The organism is Arthrobacter sp. AIWTK1, from assembly GCF_056680535.1.
This window is the reverse complement of the sequence record NZ_CM155287.1, coordinates 2,042,832-2,059,516: the sequence shown is the minus strand read 5'-3', so window position 1 is coordinate 2,059,516 and position 16,685 is coordinate 2,042,832. Positions and strand designations below refer to the sequence as shown.

Annotated in this window: 14 protein-coding genes; 7 read left to right on the top strand and 7 right to left on the bottom strand. The window is 62.2% G+C overall.

Annotation, left to right across the window (positions count from 1 at the left end; genetic code table 11):
• Positions 1–156 precede the first annotated feature (156 nt).
• The 4 genes from AC1MDG_RS09395 to AC1MDG_RS09380 form a co-directional block, all read right to left on the bottom strand.
• The gene (locus AC1MDG_RS09395) at positions 157–480 is read right to left on the bottom strand and encodes a nuclear transport factor 2 family protein (protein WP_479808670.1); all 324 of its coding nucleotides are present in this window, start codon (positions 478–480) and stop codon (positions 157–159) included.
• Positions 471–1,277 (bottom strand): MBL fold metallo-hydrolase, encoded by an 807-nt coding sequence (locus tag AC1MDG_RS09390; protein ID WP_479808669.1) that lies wholly within the window; start codon positions 1,275–1,277, stop codon positions 471–473. The genes AC1MDG_RS09395 and AC1MDG_RS09390 overlap by 10 nt, the downstream gene beginning before the upstream one ends.
• Before the next feature lie 120 nt (positions 1,278–1,397).
• Positions 1,398–1,883 carry a MarR family winged helix-turn-helix transcriptional regulator gene (locus AC1MDG_RS09385; protein ID WP_479808668.1) on the bottom strand — a complete coding sequence of 162 codons (486 nt, stop codon included), beginning with the start codon at positions 1,881–1,883 and terminating at the stop codon, positions 1,398–1,400.
• A gap of 290 nt (positions 1,884–2,173) precedes the next feature.
• On the bottom strand, positions 2,174–2,743 hold the full coding sequence (locus tag AC1MDG_RS09380; protein ID WP_479808667.1) for a MarR family winged helix-turn-helix transcriptional regulator: 570 nt from the start codon (positions 2,741–2,743) through the stop codon (positions 2,174–2,176).
• 57 nt (positions 2,744–2,800) lie between these two features.
• Between AC1MDG_RS09380 and AC1MDG_RS09375 the strand changes: the two genes are divergently transcribed.
• Positions 2,801–3,853 (top strand): LLM class flavin-dependent oxidoreductase, encoded by a 1,053-nt coding sequence (locus tag AC1MDG_RS09375; protein ID WP_479808666.1) that lies wholly within the window; start codon positions 2,801–2,803, stop codon positions 3,851–3,853.
• Positions 3,854–3,898: 45 nt separating this feature from the next.
• Positions 3,899–4,273: a DoxX family protein gene (locus AC1MDG_RS09370; protein ID WP_479808665.1), complete on the top strand. Its 375-nt coding sequence runs from the start codon at positions 3,899–3,901 to the stop codon at positions 4,271–4,273.
• Positions 4,274–6,486: 2,213 nt separating this feature from the next.
• Here AC1MDG_RS09370 and AC1MDG_RS09365 read toward each other — a convergent pair.
• Positions 6,487–7,101: a TetR/AcrR family transcriptional regulator gene (locus AC1MDG_RS09365; protein ID WP_479808664.1), complete on the bottom strand. Its 615-nt coding sequence runs from the start codon at positions 7,099–7,101 to the stop codon at positions 6,487–6,489.
• A gap of 211 nt (positions 7,102–7,312) precedes the next feature.
• Here AC1MDG_RS09365 and AC1MDG_RS09360 point away from each other — a divergent pair, with 211 nt between their 5' ends.
• From AC1MDG_RS09360 to AC1MDG_RS09340, 5 genes are all read left to right on the top strand, one after another.
• Complete coding sequence (locus tag AC1MDG_RS09360; RefSeq protein WP_454698284.1) at positions 7,313–8,767, top strand: APC family permease; 1,455 nt, start codon at positions 7,313–7,315, stop codon at positions 8,765–8,767.
• Between the two features lie 61 nt (positions 8,768–8,828).
• A complete protein-coding gene (locus tag AC1MDG_RS09355; RefSeq protein ID WP_454698283.1) occupies positions 8,829–9,620 on the top strand; it encodes a MoaF C-terminal domain-containing protein in 792 nt (263 codons plus the stop codon).
• Between the two features lie 55 nt (positions 9,621–9,675).
• Positions 9,676–10,008, top strand: a complete 333-nt coding sequence (locus AC1MDG_RS09350) for a cupin domain-containing protein (protein ID WP_454698282.1) — start codon at positions 9,676–9,678, stop codon at positions 10,006–10,008.
• Positions 10,009–10,020: 12 nt separating this feature from the next.
• Entirely contained in the window at positions 10,021–11,340 is a 1,320-nt protein-coding gene (locus AC1MDG_RS09345; protein WP_479808663.1) for a flavin monoamine oxidase family protein, read from the top strand.
• A gap of 71 nt (positions 11,341–11,411) precedes the next feature.
• Complete coding sequence (locus tag AC1MDG_RS09340) at positions 11,412–12,821, top strand: aldehyde dehydrogenase family protein (protein ID WP_479808662.1); 1,410 nt, start codon at positions 11,412–11,414, stop codon at positions 12,819–12,821.
• A gap of 2,036 nt (positions 12,822–14,857) precedes the next feature.
• Here the strand turns inward: AC1MDG_RS09340 and AC1MDG_RS09335 are convergent.
• The gene (locus AC1MDG_RS09335; protein ID WP_479808661.1) at positions 14,858–15,169 is read right to left on the bottom strand and encodes a hypothetical protein; all 312 of its coding nucleotides are present in this window, start codon (positions 15,167–15,169) and stop codon (positions 14,858–14,860) included.
• Positions 15,170–15,303: 134 nt separating this feature from the next.
• Positions 15,304–16,665, bottom strand: a complete 1,362-nt coding sequence (locus AC1MDG_RS09330) for an MFS transporter (RefSeq protein ID WP_479808660.1) — start codon at positions 16,663–16,665, stop codon at positions 15,304–15,306.
• Positions 16,666–16,685 lie beyond the last annotated feature (20 nt).

Below are 16,685 nucleotides of genomic sequence, written 5' to 3'. Positions count from 1 at the left end.
GGCCGGACAAACACGCGATGAGCGCACTTTATCTGGCTCGCAGAAGTCAGCCATCCGGGGGCTGGCTTGCTTCGGCGAGTTTTGCGGTGTCGACGAATTGTTCGAAGCGTACGATGAGTCCGCCGCGGACGATGAAGTGGTGGGCCACCCGGACGTTCAGGGGTTCCCGGTTGCCCGGTGTGTGGCGGTGTACCGGGCGAGGACGACGACGTTTTCACCTTCGACGATGTAGGTGTCGTCGTGGGCCGCCCAGTTGTCCCAGTCTCTACCGAGGATTTCCATGACATTGGAGGTCACTTCGCTGGGCGCGCGGTAGGTCCCTGCAAGGGGGAAGCCGGCCATCTCCGTCCATTCGACATCAGGGGCCATCGTGGCGCCGAGCGCTTCCAAGTCACCTGCCGCTGATGCCAGATACTGTCGGCGGACGACGTCGCGGGGTGCAGTTGAGATGCCGGGATCGGTTGCTTCGTTCAGCCCCATGTCATTTCCCCCTTCGCGACCTTGGCTCCGATTTGCGCGGCGATCAGCATCCCGGAGTTGGGGTAGCTTTCGATCAGGGCCGCAGTGACGGCCGCGGCATCAGCTGAGCGCGCGAGTATCCGTTCGAATTCCTGGAGGTAGGACCGCGTGTAGTCGATGCCCGTGACATCGTTGGCGGTTCCCGGCAGCCGGTGGCCCGCCACCACGAGCTCGGGGTTCAGTGCCTGCATCTGGTCAAGGAGTTCAATCCATGCCAAGCGCTGTTCCGGGGTGGCGGTGTCTGCGGTCCAGACGTGTTCTTTTTGGAAGACCAGGACCCCGCCGATCACCGCATTCTGATCTGCATTGAACAGGTAGTGCCTGTCAGGAAGCAGGTCAGAGCCGCCGCGGAGTTCGAAGCGGTACCCGTCGAGTTCAAGTGCGCCTGCAGTCAGGGGCGCGATCGCGGCCAGGCGGGTCGGGAGGTTGGCGCCCAGTGCAGCCCAGGCCTTGAGTTTGCCTTCGAATGTCGCCTGGATGTGCTCGATGACTATCGGGGTCGCCAGGATTGTGGCATTCGGGAACGCATCCGCGATGACTTCAAGGCCGAAGTAGTAGTCCGGGTCTGCGTGACTGATGAAGACGGTTTCCAGCACCTTGCCGGAGTCCAGGATGGCTGCGACGAGACGGTGGCCGTCGGCCCGGGTGAAACCCGCGTCTACAAGCATTGCCTTAGACGGGCCGGTAACCAACGTTGCTGACTTGTTCGGTGAACCTGCCGGGAAGTCGAGATCGAAGACCTCAAAATTCAGTGACATTACTGGTTAGCCTTTCTCGGTGCCTCGAGAACGCCCCGAGGCGAGTCGCGCAATGCACGCTCACTCAGACCCAATAATAGCTGACTAGTCAGCTATTACACAGGGTCGCGTCCCATTCGTTCACGGCATGATTGGCAGTTCCCGCGCAGCATTCTTGCTGATCCTTTTGACGACCTCCGAAAACACCTCGGCCTCCGCGGGCGAGAGCAGCCCGAGCAGGTACCGTTCGATATTCTGCACGTGCCGGCTACTGGCCTTGAGGAGCAACTCTTCGCCATGCGCCGAGAGGTGGATCAGCTGGACACGGGCATCGGAAACGGAGCCCGTCCGTTCAATAAGGCCCAGCGCTGACGCGCGCTGCACCAACCGCGTGGCTCCGCCTGACGTCAACACCCGCGCCTGGGCGATATCCCGCACCGGGATTCCCTTGTCGCCCGCCCGTCCTGCCAGGAGAAGCAGCTCAAAGACGGAATGGCTGATGCCGAACTCCTGCTCCAGGTCGCGGCCAAGAAGAAACTCCAGCCGGTTGGCCGCCCCCAGAAGGCGCCCGAAGACCAGGACGCGGGGATCGTTGGCAGCCTCTTGGCCGGAGCTGAATTCCTTCATACTGTTCACCGTCCAACATTATGCTTATCTCCCTGCAACAATCTCCTCCCCTCCCCGGGACTCGGGTTGCCCTCCGGCCCTTACACCCAGCGGCGATTCCTCCACCAGAGCGACCCGCAACAGCAGGAGGCCATACAAACAATCGCCGCCGCAATTCCACGGGAGATCAGTCGAGCCATGCTGGCGTCTCTCCGACGCCATTCCTGGATCCACCCCCATCAGACAACAGAAGCCCGAACGATGGCCGAGTTCTACGAAGCCTGGGCCGCCGAGAACCGCACCGGTTTCTACTACATCGTGCCGGCCGGAGAAGGCTCAACGTCCGCTAGGTCCTGGTCGGTTCGCTGTTCACGAGCGAGTTCTTTCAGGTGGCGGCGCAGGCTCGTTGCAACCTTTCCAACGGCTTCGAGGTCTCCCGGCTCGAGGGCGTCGATGAAGTACCGGCGGATTAGCCGGAGGTGCGGCGCTGAAGAAGCACGGAAAGTCCGTGCTCCGTCGTCGGTAAGCTCCACCTCTGCGCCACGACTGTCGTTACCCGACTTACGCCTTCGAATGAGCCCCCGGGTTTCCATCCGACCCAGATGGTGCGACAGCCGGCTGCGCTCCCATCCGACACCCTCGGCCAGTGCCGAGGACCGCAAACGGTGCCCCTCAGACTCGCTCAGGGCCAGGAGCACCGCGTAGTCGCCCGGGGAAACCCCGGACGTGGCCTGCAGTCCGGCCGCCAAAGCCTGCCGTATCGCCTCCGCCGTCTCGACATACTCACGCCATATGGCCAGTTCATCCGGAGTGGGACTCTGCCTGGCACTCTTACTGCTGCGTTCCATAACCACCTCGTCTTCGCTTGACATGTCAACCATACGGGGTGATAATTGACGCGTCAATTAAGTAATTGACATATCAATTACAGGAGACCCATGAGCGAAGTCATCTTTGGCCTGGACACCTTCGGCGACGTCCCTGTCGACGACCAGGGCGCACCCGTCAGCCATGCCCGAGCGCTCCGGCAGCTGATCGACGAGGCGGTACTGGCTGACCAGTTGGGTGTGGATGCCTTCACTGTCGGCGAGCACCACCGCCCGGAATATTCAGTCTCGGCCCCCGAGACTGTCCTGGCCGGCGTGGCCACGCGCACCTCACGCATCCGCCTTGGATCCGGCGTGACGGTACTCAGCTCCGATGACCCCGTGCGCGTCTTCCAGCGATTTGCCACCGTGGATGCGCTCTCCAACGGCCGCGCCGAGGTCATCCTGGGGCGCGGTTCCTTCACCGAGTCCTTCCCGCTCTTCGGCTACGACCTCAAAGACTACGATGTGCTCTTCGAGGAAAAGATCGAGCTGTTCTCGAAACTCCTAGAAGAGAAACCGGTGACCTGGAAAGGCACCGTGCGTGCGCCCCTGGCTGATGCCGACGTCTACCCCAAGACCGAGGGCGGCCTGCGGACGTGGGTCGGCGTCGGAGGAACACCCGCTTCCGTGGTCCGCACAGCGAAATACGGATTCCCCATGATGCTCGCCATCATCGGCGGACCACCGGAACGGTTCCAGCCCTTCATCGACCTCTACAAACGGTCCGCCGCACAATTCGCTACGCCGGTGTGGCAGGTAGGAATGCACTCCCCCGGCTTCATCGCGAATTCCGACGACGAAGCCAAGGAGATCTTCTGGCCCCACTACAAGGTGGTCAGGGACCGCATTGGAGCCCTCCGCGGCTGGCCGCCCGTCCGCCGCGAAGACTTCGACGCAGAAACCCGGAACGGCTCGATGTACATCGGCTCACCGGAGACGGTCGCCCGGAGAATCGCCCGCGCCGTGGCATCGCTCGACGTTGGCCGCTTCGATCTCATCTTCACTTCCGGAGCCCAGCCAATCAGCGCACGCCTCAAGGCCGTCGAACTCTACGGGAGCAAAGTTGTCCCCATGGTCCGCGAAATACTCGCCGACCACCGGAAGTCGATGGAAGTCGTATGACGGCACCGTCTCCAACAACCCAGTGACACACGAAAGAAGAACATCATGAATATCGCCCTCTGGATCATCACCGCCGTACTCGCCCTTCTCTTCCTTGCCGCAGGAACCATGAAAATCGCCCAACCCAAGGCAAAGCTCGCGGCCGCCGGCCAAGGCTGGGTGGAAGACTTCTCCGGCGGCGCCGTCAAGCGCATCGGCGCACTCGAAATCCTCGCCGCCCTCGGCCTCATCCTGCCGGCACTACTGGGAATAGCCACCGTACTGGTGCCCACAGCCGCGGCCGGGCTCTTCCTCCTCATGGCAGGTGCGGCCACCACTCATGGCCGCCGCCACGAAACACCCAGTGTCATCGTCAACATCGTTTTGGCTATCCTTGCCGCTGGTATCGCAATTGCCCGTTTTGGCCCGTACGGCCTCTGAGCGGAGGGAGGGATTCCTCTACGAGGTTTCCGGCAGCCAACACCGTCCTACCGGTCAAAGTCACCGACCCTCCGACCACGATGACGTTCGGCGACACCGAAGCCGCATCACCCAGCTCATCTCCGGAGCCCTCGCCGCCATCGCGGCCTGGTCCAGGTTGCTGCAGCGGCGACAACAATGATTTCCACTTGTCCCCGGCTCCAACGGGTGAGCGGCCACAGATCTCGACCAGCGCCTATACATCCTTCTTCAAGGTACCAAGTAAGCCATTCAACGGCCCTGAAGCGACGGGCCAAGCCCTGCCGCAAGCTCCTCTCAATTGCCCAAAGTGCTGTGGGCACTGGGTTGGGCCACGGCCACGATCCTGTCAGACACAACTTGCCTCCGAGGAGCCAAAGCACCCTCACTGTTTGTCGTTCTAATCCCATCCTCGCTGGACGGGTCCTCCACGGCAACCAAGGCGCTCCGCGCCGCTCACGATCCAAAGTTTCGTTCGGCGCTCCACCGTCGCTTATCTCCTCACGAAACTTAGAACCGCTCCCGGTCCCCCAAGTTGCACTCCGGACCCTCAAACCCAGCGGTAACTCCGCTACCAGAACAACGCACAAATCTGACAGACACACCCGGTGCCCGCAGCGGCCCGGCTACGTCGTCCACCACGCCAGTGCCGCCAACGATCGTCGCTCTGTTCAGCGGAATGACCGTCGGTGACGGCCCGTCTCTGAGAGGCGCGGCAGCCGCCTCGTCTACCGCAAGCCTTCTCGGGTTCGCCTTTCTCAGCGGGAACTGCACTGACCCCATGCATGGGGGAAGACGATAGCCGCGCGTCCACGATGGACAGGTTGCACTGATCAACCAAACCAGAACCGGCCCCGGAAGAAGAGTCTGGACCCCACACCTGCGCTCTCGATCGGACGCCAGCCACAGCCACCTCCGGAAACGTTCCCGTTGGCAGAAATGTCCTAGGAAACCTACGATCCGGGCCGCAAAGTCATGTCGCCTGAAACAGAGAACTTCATGAAGTGGTGTCGGCAGAACCAAGAGGAAGGGAAAAAATGCGGGTCCAAGAGTCGCCCGTGCACAAAGGTGTGCACAATGTGCACACCCCTTTGGCCGGACAAACACGCGATGAGCACACTCTGACTGGTTCGCAGAAAGCAGCTATCTGAGGAAGATCCTCCGAGAGAATTCGCCTTCGTCATGTCGTCACCACAACACTGGGCCATGAACGAGTGATGGCCAACAAGGGCCACAGGAACAGGCCAGAGAAGAGGACGGATAACCACATCCCAGCAGGCGGAAGGCCCACTAGCCAGGACCCTGCTCCCGTCACCCCACACACCTGAACAGGCCACCGCGGCGACCAGGCCACAGACCGCGGACAGCGTCAGAGGGACCCGCCCGAGGTCAATGTCCACACATTAAAGCAAAAACCCCTCTGACGAGGGGTTATGCGTGCCCGAGGTGGGACTCGAACTACATTCCCTCCCCCGCAAACATTGGGAAGTCCCGGAAACCTGCGGAATCCGGCCCGATCCGACCCCTCTACGACCCGATCCGGAGCCCAGGCTGTGCACATTGTGCACACCCTTTTTGTCCACTTCGGCGACCCCAACCGGGCTGCTTGAACGGCCGTCCGGGAGGGGCGCGATTTCGCTCGAATTGATGTGAGTAGGCCTTTGGAACCGAACCGGCCCCGAACAAGCACCGCAATACCCGGGCGGGCCTCCTGCTGAAATCGACGAACTTCATGATGGCGGGTCTATCCTCTCCGAACGTCTCATGCAGAACCGAAGAGCGACCGGTATTTCCAATCGACAGGCCGGCCTCCAAGAATTGAGCACGTGCTATCAATGGCCAGCAGAGCCAACCGCAAGTCCGCCTCTTCCCCGGCCAATAGGTACGCGACTGGCTGGCGGCAGCAACTGATAGTGGCCGTTACGGAAGGCTGGGATTCAGAAGGGCAGAACCTCCGCTAGAGGTGAGAACGTCGCATAGCCCATCGCCGATCTCCCAAACCGCCGGAGGTCCAAACGGCTCACCCGTCCGGGCGCAGTTCGGAGCGCCGAAAGAGGTACGGGATGGCGCTCGTCCCGCGGTGTCCGTCATCATTTTGAGCGCCGAAAACGATCCTTTAGGGGTCAGTCATCAGGAACCTCCGCCCTCTTCCGGCGGCGGCACTATAGAGTGCTCATCCCCAGGACAGTGGCACGCTAACTCGTGGGTGTTACCTGGTGCCGGGGTTCGTCATTGTCGTTGCTGGACTTCCGAAGTCCGGAGACCAGCTGGCCTACTTGGGTCACTGCTGACCTGATTTTCGTCGGGTTGCTGATCGTGAGGAATTGAAGCATGAGGCCGTCAAGTGCGGCGAAAATGGCCAGAGAGGCCTCACCGCTGGTGTCCAGTCCCCGTTTGCTCAGGGCTTCTTCAACAGTGCCTACGTAGTTCTCGTAGAGGCGCTCCACCATGGAACGGATCTGCGGATTGCGCCTCGACTCGAGGATCATTTCGAACTGGAACAGTTGCAGTTCGGGTTCAGCGGAGACCGTTGCGATGAGTGAGTCAGCAAACTGATCGTCAAAGTCCGCGATCCCGGCCAGACCGGTTTCCTGGATTGACCTCTGCACCGCCCACTCCATCGTGGCGGCCAGCAACCCTTCCAAGGTCCCGAAGTGGTGAGTCACCAATGCATGGTTGACGCCCGCACGCGCGGCCACAGACCGATATGTCACGCCTCGGAGGCCTTTTTCTGCGACCACATCGATGACGGCCGATAGCAGCGCATCGCGGCCATCCCCGTATGGCAACTTGCGAATTTCCTGGCTCATACAGCGAGTCTAGCCGCGCTGGGCATCGCAAAGTCACCCGTTGACAGGTCAAACTATACAAACGTATAGTTTGTGTTGTGGTGCAGATCACCCCGACGATCTGCCCTTCCCAGAAAGAGCTTCCGGACTTTGCTGCCGCGCACCGGCGCGCGGCCGCAGGCTTCCTCCCCTCCGCATCGGCGTCGACATTGCACTCCTGAAGGACCCACCCATGAATCAAGAATCCAGCCAGACCACCGCACATCTTGAAGTAGACGAACTCATCCCCACGGCGACTTCGATCCGGTTGAGAGCGAACAAACTCGGTGTTCTCGCCATTGCCTTTTTTGCCATCGCGGCGGCCGCGCCGATGGCCGCGGTCGTGGGCGCAAGCCCCGTCCTCTTTTCCGCCAGCGGTCCCGGAACGCCGGTGATCTACGCCATCGCCGCTCTGTTGGTTGCTCTCTTTTCAGTCGGCTACCTGCGGATGAGTCAGCACATCACCAACGCCGGTGGCTTTGTGGCGTACATCGCCAAAGGCTTGAGCAACAAGTGGGCCACGGGTGGCGCGGGAATCGCGATTTTGACCTATCTCAGCCTTCAGATCGGCCTGTGGGCACAGTTCGGCGTGTTTGCCCAGCAGCTGGTTGAGAGCCTCACCGGTCTCGGACTTCCTGTCTACATCTGGATCGTGGTCATCCTGGTGGTAACTACCGGGCTGACGATGCGCGGCGTCGACGCAAGCCTCAAAGTGCTGGGAGTTCTCATCCTTGGCGAAACGCTGGTTATAGCTGCGTTGGTGGTATCTCTCGTAGGCCAAAACGGCCTGGGAATCTTCACCTTCGAAGGATTCACCAGCTCGAACATCTTCGGCCCTGGATTGGGAATTTCCTTGCTTTTTGCCTTCGCGTGCTTCACCAGCTTCGAAGCAACCGTTGTCTTCGCCGAAGAGGCGAAGAATCCTCGACGCACAATTCCGCGCGCCGCCTACCTCGTCATCGCGTTCATCGGCGTCTTCTACGCACTTTCCACCTGGGCCATCAGCGGCGCCATCGGAATCGACAACATCCATGCGACAGCTACCGAAAACCCCTCGGGAATGATTTTCGATTTGGCAGAAGCCAGCGCCGGATCGTGGCTCAGCGTCGCCATGCAGGTACTCGTCGTCACCAGCTTCATCGCGATGCTCCTTGGACTGTCCAATATGTTCTCGCGCTACCTGTTTGCGCTCGGACGGGCCGGCGCACTCCCCGCCAGGCTCTCCTCTGTCTCCAAGACCGGCGCCCCTTCTTTTGCCGGCCTGGTGAACGGGCTCGTTGTTCTGGTCATCATCAGCGCCTTCCTGCTGACCGGGGCGGACCCCATTACCACCGTGTTCGCATGGTTCGTAGCCTTGGGCACGGCAGGGTTCATCGCAATTCTGTTGGTGACATCAGCCGCGATCATCGTCTATTTCGCCAAAACCGGCGTCCGCGACAACCTTTGGGTCACCGTGATCGCACCCGCACTGTCCTTCCTCGCCTTCGTAATTGTCGGTTACCTGACCCTGGACAACTACGACGTCCTGCTTGGCGGCGCCGGGGGCGTGGCACGCTGGCTCCTGATCGGTATCCCGCTCTTCTTCATAGCCGGACTGGTGCGGGGCAGGCAAAAGCCCGCGATCAATTACGCCGCAGAAATCCTCTGACATCCACTTCCGATACACCCACCCGAAGGGCACCCCTGTGCCCGATGAAAGGAACCATCCAATGACGTCCACAGATATCCAGGACTACATTCCCGAAGGCGAATGGCCCCCCGTATCAGCCATGCTAGACGGGTTCGGAGCCCAGACACTGCCTGCCTCTTCTGCCTTGTCCGACACGGCCCTGACCATACCGGCACCTGCGGGCTCCATCACCGAATACGCCTTCAAGGACGGGTCCTCCCTTGGCTGGTCCGGCCCCTCAGGAAGCGGAACAGCAACCTACAAGGCAATCGAGGCCCGTCCCGGCGTCTTCATCATCGACTTCGTCCGCGGTGAAGGCATCGACGCCGAAAACGTCACCATCATCTTCGACCGCAACACCGGCGCCGTCACCAGCGGCGTCTCCGCTTTCGTTACCGTGGACGGCAGGATCCGGAGCACCACAGAATTCACGCGCTCGAACGCCGACGGTTCAACAGCCGTGCACGAGCGATCCTCCGGCCTGGTGGGGAAGCGGATCTTCTACCGCTACAGCGATGTTGAAAGTTACGAGCACATCTACCTGAATCCGGGAACGTTCACCTGGAACTGCGTCCGCGGCGGAGAGGCCGGACTCGCGGATACTGACCGTTGCATGACCTGGGCCGTCGCCGAAGACCTCTACATCTTCTTCTGGACCGAGAAAGTGATGACCGTTGAAGCTGTGCTGCTCGTGGATCTCCGTGAACAGCGCTCGATCGGGCGGATGTTCGGCTGGGACGACCCCGCCGCCGAGCCTGTCATCCTGCCGTTCAACTCACGACTCAGCGTGCTGAACACCACCGAGTACCCGCAGGACACGCACAAACACTAACCGCCCACGGATGACCGGTCAGCCGATCCGGCCAACAAACTCAAGGAGCAACCTCATGTCCCAGGTCTTCCACGCCCAGCACACCGACGCAGCCTTCGAACCCTTCGAACTCGGGAAGGTGCAATGGCTTCGCCGCCCCGCCGACAACGGCAACGACGCGCTGAGCTCCGGTATCTGGAAAATCACCCCCGCGGAGGCGCCCGAACCCTTCGACCTGCCCATCGACCAAGACGAAACCATCTACATCGTCTCCGGACACCTGCGCATCGACGTCAAGGGCGCCGACACCTTCGACCTCACAACCGGGTCCATGGCCTCCCTCTCCAAGGGAGCGATGACCCGCTGGACCGTCCTTGAACCCACCATCGAATTCTTCGTCTACAGCTAAGGGAGAAACTCCGTGGAAACCTCCGATGTCATCATTGTCGGCGCCGGGTTCGCCGGTCTCACCGCCGCCCGTGAACTCTCGCGTCGCGGCCACACCACCACCGTGCTCGAGGCCCGGGACCGTATCGCAGGCCGCACCCACCTCGACGAACGGCTGGGCCGCCACCTCGAACTTGGCGGCACCTGGGTGCACTGGACCCAGCCATACGTCTGGGCGGAAATGGGACGCTACGGGATCAATCCCGTCCCCGGCCCGGAATTCACCAAGGCCTACTGGACCGCAAACGGCCAGCTACACGAAGGCACCGCGGACAGACTGCTTGAACTGCTCGACGCCCCGAACCAGGCCCTCCTGGCTGACTCGCGCCACTACTTCCCGCTTCCTTGGTCGCCGCTGTCCAGCCCCGAAGTCGCGGACATCGACGGCATAACCCTTTCCGAAGCCATCGACCGGCTGGACCTGGACGACGAGCAGCGCCAGCTCCTGCGCTCCTTCTGGACACTGAACTTCAACGGCAAACTCGACCAGGCCGCCTACACCCAGGCCATGCGCTGGTGCGCCCTCGCGACCGGCTCATGGCAGATCATGTTCGAGGCCTGCGCCAGCTTCAAGATCGACGGCGGCACCCGCCGCCTCGCCGAGGCCATCCTTGCCGACTCCACGGCAGAGCTGCGGCTAAGCCAGCACGTTGCTTCCATCGCCCAGGACGACGCCGGCGTCATCGTCCACACCACCGACGGCAAGCAGTACGCGGCCCGACAAATCATCCTCGCGCTGCCCCTGAGCGTGCTGAACGACCTGGACATCCAGCCCGCCCTTTCTCCCGCCAAACTGGCAGCGGCAGCCAAGGGCCAGGCCGGGCGTGGAGCCAAACTATGGATCAAAGTCAAAGGCCGCCAAGAGCGGTTCGTTGCCCTGGGCCGTGAAAACGGGGCACTGAACTTCGCCCAGGCCGAATACATTGACCATGACAGCACCACCCTCGTCTGCTTTGGACCTGACGCCGCCGCCATCGACATCGAGGACCCCGTAGCCGCCCAAGCCCACCTCGACTCCCTCGCACCCGGACTGGAAGTCCTCGAAATAGCCGGTCACAACTGGATCGACGACGAACACTCCAAATCCACCTGGCCAATGCACTACACCGGCTACCTCACCCACTCGCTAGCCGAACTCCAAAGACCAGAAGGCCGGATCCGCCTCGCCGGATCCGACTTCGCCAACGGCTGGGGAGGATTCATCGACGGCGCGATCGAAAGCGGCCTCGATGCTGCCAGAGCCGTAGCGGATCAACTGGCCGTCGAGTCCCGTGCCCCTATCAGCGCCAGCTGACGCACGCTACACACCCCCAGTCCCGCCCACCTGAGCAGGACTAGCACTTGACCACTAGAGGAGAAAAAGACATGGAAACTTATGACGCCCTGCTGGCCTCGATCACCCCGGACACCGGCGAGACCCGAACCATCTTTGACCCCGCCACCGGTACCGCCGTCGGCGAAGCACCCGTGCACAGCGTTGCGGACCTGGAGGTGGCCATTGCCGCCGCGGCGGCCGCGCAGCCGGCGTGGGCCGCACTGGGCCACGACGCCCGGAGCGCCGCGCTCCTCAAAGCAGCCGACGCCGTCGAACGCTCCGCCGAAGAACTCGCCCGCCTGCTCTCCCGCGAGCAGGGCAAACCCCTGAACGGCCCCAACGCCCGCTTCGAAGTCGGCGCCTGCGCCGCCTGGCTGCGTGCCGCCGCCACCACGCCGCTGGACCCGGAAGTCGTGGTGGACGACGGCGAAACCTACGCCGAACTGCACTACAAGCCCATCGGCGTCGTCGGTGCCATCGGCCCGTGGAACTGGCCCATGATGATCACCATCTGGCAGATCGCCCCCGCCCTCCGGATGGGCAACGCCGTGGTGGTCAAACCCTCCAAGATGACCCCGTTGTCCGTCCTGGCCCTCGCCAAGGTCCTCAACGAGGAACTCCCCGAAGGCCTCCTCACCGTCGTCTCCGGGGACCGCGAGGTCGGCGCACGGCTGGCCGAACACCCCGCGATCGGCAAGATCATGTTCACCGGCTCCACCGCCGCCGGCCGGTCCATCATCAAGTCCTCCGCGGACACCGTCAAGCGGCTCTCCCTGGAACTCGGCGGCAACGACGCCGGCATCGTCCTCCCCGACGCGGATCCCGCCGCGATCGCCGAAGGCCTCTTCTGGGGCGCCTTCATCAACACCGGCCAGACCTGCGCCGCCCTGAAGCGCCTCTACGTGCACGACGACATCTACGACGCCGTCTGCGAGGAGCTCACCAAGGTGGCCGCCGCGATGCCGATGGGCGTGGGCCTGGACGAGAACAACGTCCTGGGCCCGCTGCAGAACAGGGCCCAGTACGACATCGTGGCCGGGCTCGTCGAAGCCGCCCGCGACTCCGGCGCCCGCATCCTGACCGGCGGCAACCCGGATCCGGACCAGCCCGGCCACTTCTACCCCGCCACCCTCGTGGCCGACATCGACAACAACAACCCGCTGGTCGCCGAGGAACAGTTCGGCCCCGCCCTCCCGATCATCCGCTACAGCACCATCGACGAGGCAGTCGCCATGGCCAACGCGCTCGACGTCGGACTCGGCGCCTCCGTCTGGTCCCCCGACCTCGCCGAAGCCCGCAAGGTCGCCGCCCGGATCGAAGCCGGCACCGTATGGATCAACAAGCACGGCGCCGTGGACCCCCGCGTCCCCTTCGGCGGGGCCAAGCAATCCGGCTACGGCCTGGAATTCGGCGCCGAAGGCCTCAAAGCCGTCGGCGTCCCGCAGGTCATCAACGGCTAACCCGCTCGTTGCCTGCGCGGCACCTGCATCGGCCCCGCGCAGGCAATGGAAAGGGGGCAACACTTGCATGCCGCTGCAGAGTTTCAGTCACATTTAGGCACGGTTGAGCGCTCAGCCGGACGCGGCCACCGAGCCTACCGAGCCCTGAAACCCAACAGGCGGCCCAGGCCATTCGCTCAACCATCTGTTGTCCAAAGGGACGAGCACTACATCCGCGTCAGGTGGCACTGACAGCCATGATTACGTCAGGCGACCCATCCCTCTCCCCTGTCGAGCTCGACGAAAGGGTCCTTATCGCTGCTTCCGATCGATGGGTTGTCTCGCAACCGTCGCCAGTGCGTGCTGGCTCAGTGCCGGCTTGAAAGCAGGGCTGCGCGACACTGAGCTCCGGCAAGGCGGCCATTCGTAGTCTCTCAATCGTCTGTCTCGCAACTCTCGAGTTGAAAGGCGCGTCAGTGACACGCTTCGGCCCACCAGAAGCAACTGCGCTGTTTTGTCGTTCTGCTCCCCATCATCGCTGGGCGGGCCCTCCACGCAACCAGGGCGCTACGCGCCGGGCTCGATCCAAAGTTTCGTTCGGCGCTCCTCCGTCGCTTATTTCCCCGCGAAACTTTGGATCGTTCCCGGTTCCCCAAGTTGCACTCCGGACCCTCAAACCCAGCGTTGGCTCCGCTATCAGAACGACGCACATTTCTGACAGACACATCCGGTGCCCCCAACGGCCGACTGCCTCGTCCACGACGCCAGTGCCGCCAACGATCGTCGCTCTGTTCAGCGTAATGACAGTCGGTGACGCCCGTCTCTGAGAGGCGCGGCAGCCGCCTCGTCTTCCGCAAGCCTGCGCGGGATGCCTTTCTTAGCGGGCACGGCACTGACCCTATGCATGGGAGGAAGACGATAGGCGCGCGTCCAACTATGGACAGGCCATGACGGATCAACCAAACCAGGACCGTCGCCGGAAGAAGAGTCCGGATCCCACATACCTGCAGTCTGTGGACGGATCGGACGCCGGCCACAGATAACCCCAAAAACGTTCCCGCTGAACCCGGAAAGTCCAACGACGCCGACGATCCGGGCCGCAAAAAGTCATGTCGCCTGAAACAGAGAACCTCATGAAGTGGTGTCGGCAGAGCCAGGAGGAAAGGATCACCATGCAGGTCGAAAAGCCGCCCATGCACAAAAGTGTGCACAATGTGCACACCCCCTTTGGCCGGACAAACACGCGACGAGCGCGCCCTGCCTGGCTCTCAGAAGCAGCCATCCGCGGGAGATCCTCGAAGAAAAATCGTCTTCGTCATGTCGTCACCACAACTTCTAGCCATGAATAAGTGAGGGCCAACAACCGGCCAGCGGCACAACCAGATAGGACGGCACATACCCCAGATTCCAGCAAGCGGAAGGCCCACAGGCCAGGCCCCTGATCCCGACACCAAAATAACCAAATAGGCCACCGCGGCGCCAGGCAGAAACCGCGGACAGCGTCAGAGAGACCCGCAGAGGGACAATGTCCACACATTAAAGCAAAAACCCCTCTGACGAGGGGTTATGCGTGCCCGAGGTGGGACTCGAACCGGACTCCAACCCCTGCAAACAATGGCCTCCCGCGGAAACATGCCGAATCCGGCCCGATCCGACACCGGAACGGCCCAGTCCGAAGGCCAAAGTGTGCACATTGTGCACACGCAATTCCTGACGTTCTTTATCAGCCCAGTGGGCGCGGCTTTTCAGTGTAGTGCGGACGCCGGCGATGCGGCACCCCACTGTCAGCCCTGGGTTGGCGACTCGTGCCACCAGCCTTCCCATGCTGACGAGACGATCTGGCCTTGCGGAAAGCCTTCGGCGTTTCTATCGCTGCTGGACCGTATGCCGTCATCTCCGATAGTGGGAGGGATCGGCATATTTTTGGCTGGCGCCGTGACCATGTGCTCTCCTTCTGATGCCTCAAACTGTCTGCGATTGACGGAAGTCCGGTTCAACTGCCTTGTCCCCCTCATTGAATGCCCGCTGAGTCCGATCGCCCGGTCCCTCAGCCGGTCTCAGCTAAGCCTTGGTTGGTGAACCCTTCGTCGTTGGAGCTCCTGGGCTGAAATCCAGAGTTCGTAGCCGACGGATTTTTCGATCATGGTCCTGCGGTCGATTCCGTTTGCCGCTATCCAGGCTGTGTCTCCGGAAGGGGTGACGTCCTCCACGACGCCTGCCCAAACAAGGACTCCTTCCCTCCGGATATCGATCTTGGCCCCGATGAGGAGGTGCCACTCAAGGTAGAGATACCGCCTGTGGATGCCGGCTGCGGTCCCCGGTGATTCGCCCGAAAGTACGTAGTACGAGGAGTTGATTCCGGTATCCATGAAGTGGTTCGACTCCTTCTGTTGAATCGGATGTGGCCGCGGTCGCTGGTGCAGCTCCGGTCCTTCATAGCTACTGGGTCGTGTTCCGTTTTGGGGCGGACGCCGTGCTTAGGCGTCCGCCCCGAGGGGCCCGATCAGGCCTCAGCGGTGCTGGGTTCCTGTGTTCGTTGGGTTTCCAGCGGTTCGCCGTTTTGGCGTGCAGCTTCCTTGCGTCCCCAGCCTCCTGGCAGCAGTGCCACCGAGATGACCGAGATCGCCGAGACGATGAGGAGGTAGATGACGATGGAATCGCTGGACTGGGTGGCCGCGAACAGGGCAGTAGCGATGGTCGGGGCGAATGCGGAGCCACAGATCTGGGAGATGGTGTAACCCACTGATGCTCCGGTGTAGCGGACTTCGCGGGAGAAGACCATGGAGAACAGGGAACCCGTCACACCGGCAGCTGGTGCCATGGCGATGCCAAAGATCAGCACGACGGCCAGAACGAAGTTGGCGGCGACTCCGGTGTTGATAAGCATGAACGCCGGCCCGATGAGGACGCCCATGGCCACGGCCCCAATGAGATACATGGTCTTGCGGCCATACTTGTCCGAGAGAGACCCGAATACCGGGTAGAGGACGACGGCGACGAGTCCGGCGATGAAAACTCCGAGCAGAACACTGGTGCGGTCGATCTTGGCGATGGTGGTGGAGTAGTTCACCAGGTAGGACATCGTGATGTAGGCGAAAACGCCCTGGCTAAGGTACGTGCCGGCGACGAGGAAGATTTCCTTGGGGTGGCGGCGGAAGGCTTCCTTGATGGGGAGCTTGACGAGCTCCTGCTTTTCACGGGCCGCCGCGAAGGCAGGGCTTTCGGCAATGGTGAGCCGGATGACCAGGCCAACGATGACCAGGACGGCGCTGACCAGGAATGGCAGGCGCCAGCCCCAGGTGATGAACTGGTCGCCGGGAAGCTGGGTGGCGCCCAGGAAGGCGACGGTGGCGAGGCTGGTGCCGGCCGGGGCACCCATCTGGGGGAACGCGCCATAGAATCCCTTTTTGCCTTTGGGCGCGTGCTCGACGGCCATGAGGGTGGCGCCGCCCCATTCGCCGCCGACCATGAAGCCCTGGAAGATGCGCAGGACGGTCAGCAGGATGGGGGCGGCGATGCCGATCTGCGCGTAACCGGGCAACAGACCCATCAGGAAGGTTGCCGCGCCCATGCCGACAAGGGAGATGATGAGCATCTTCTTCCGACCAACACGGTCGCCGAAGTGTCCAAAGACGATGCCGCCGAGGGGACGGGCGAGGAACCCGACGCCGAAGGTGGCGAAGGAGAGCAGCGTGCCCATGAGCGGGCTGGCTTCGGGGAAGAACAGCCTGGGGAAGACCAAGGCTGCTGCTGTTCCGTAGATGAAAAAGTCGTAGTACTCAACGCTGGTTCCGATGAAGCTGGCCATCGCAACCTTCATCGGGCTGGTGCGGCCTGGTGCGGCCGGGGATGTCTTCGTTGACATGACGGGTTCCTTGGAAGAGG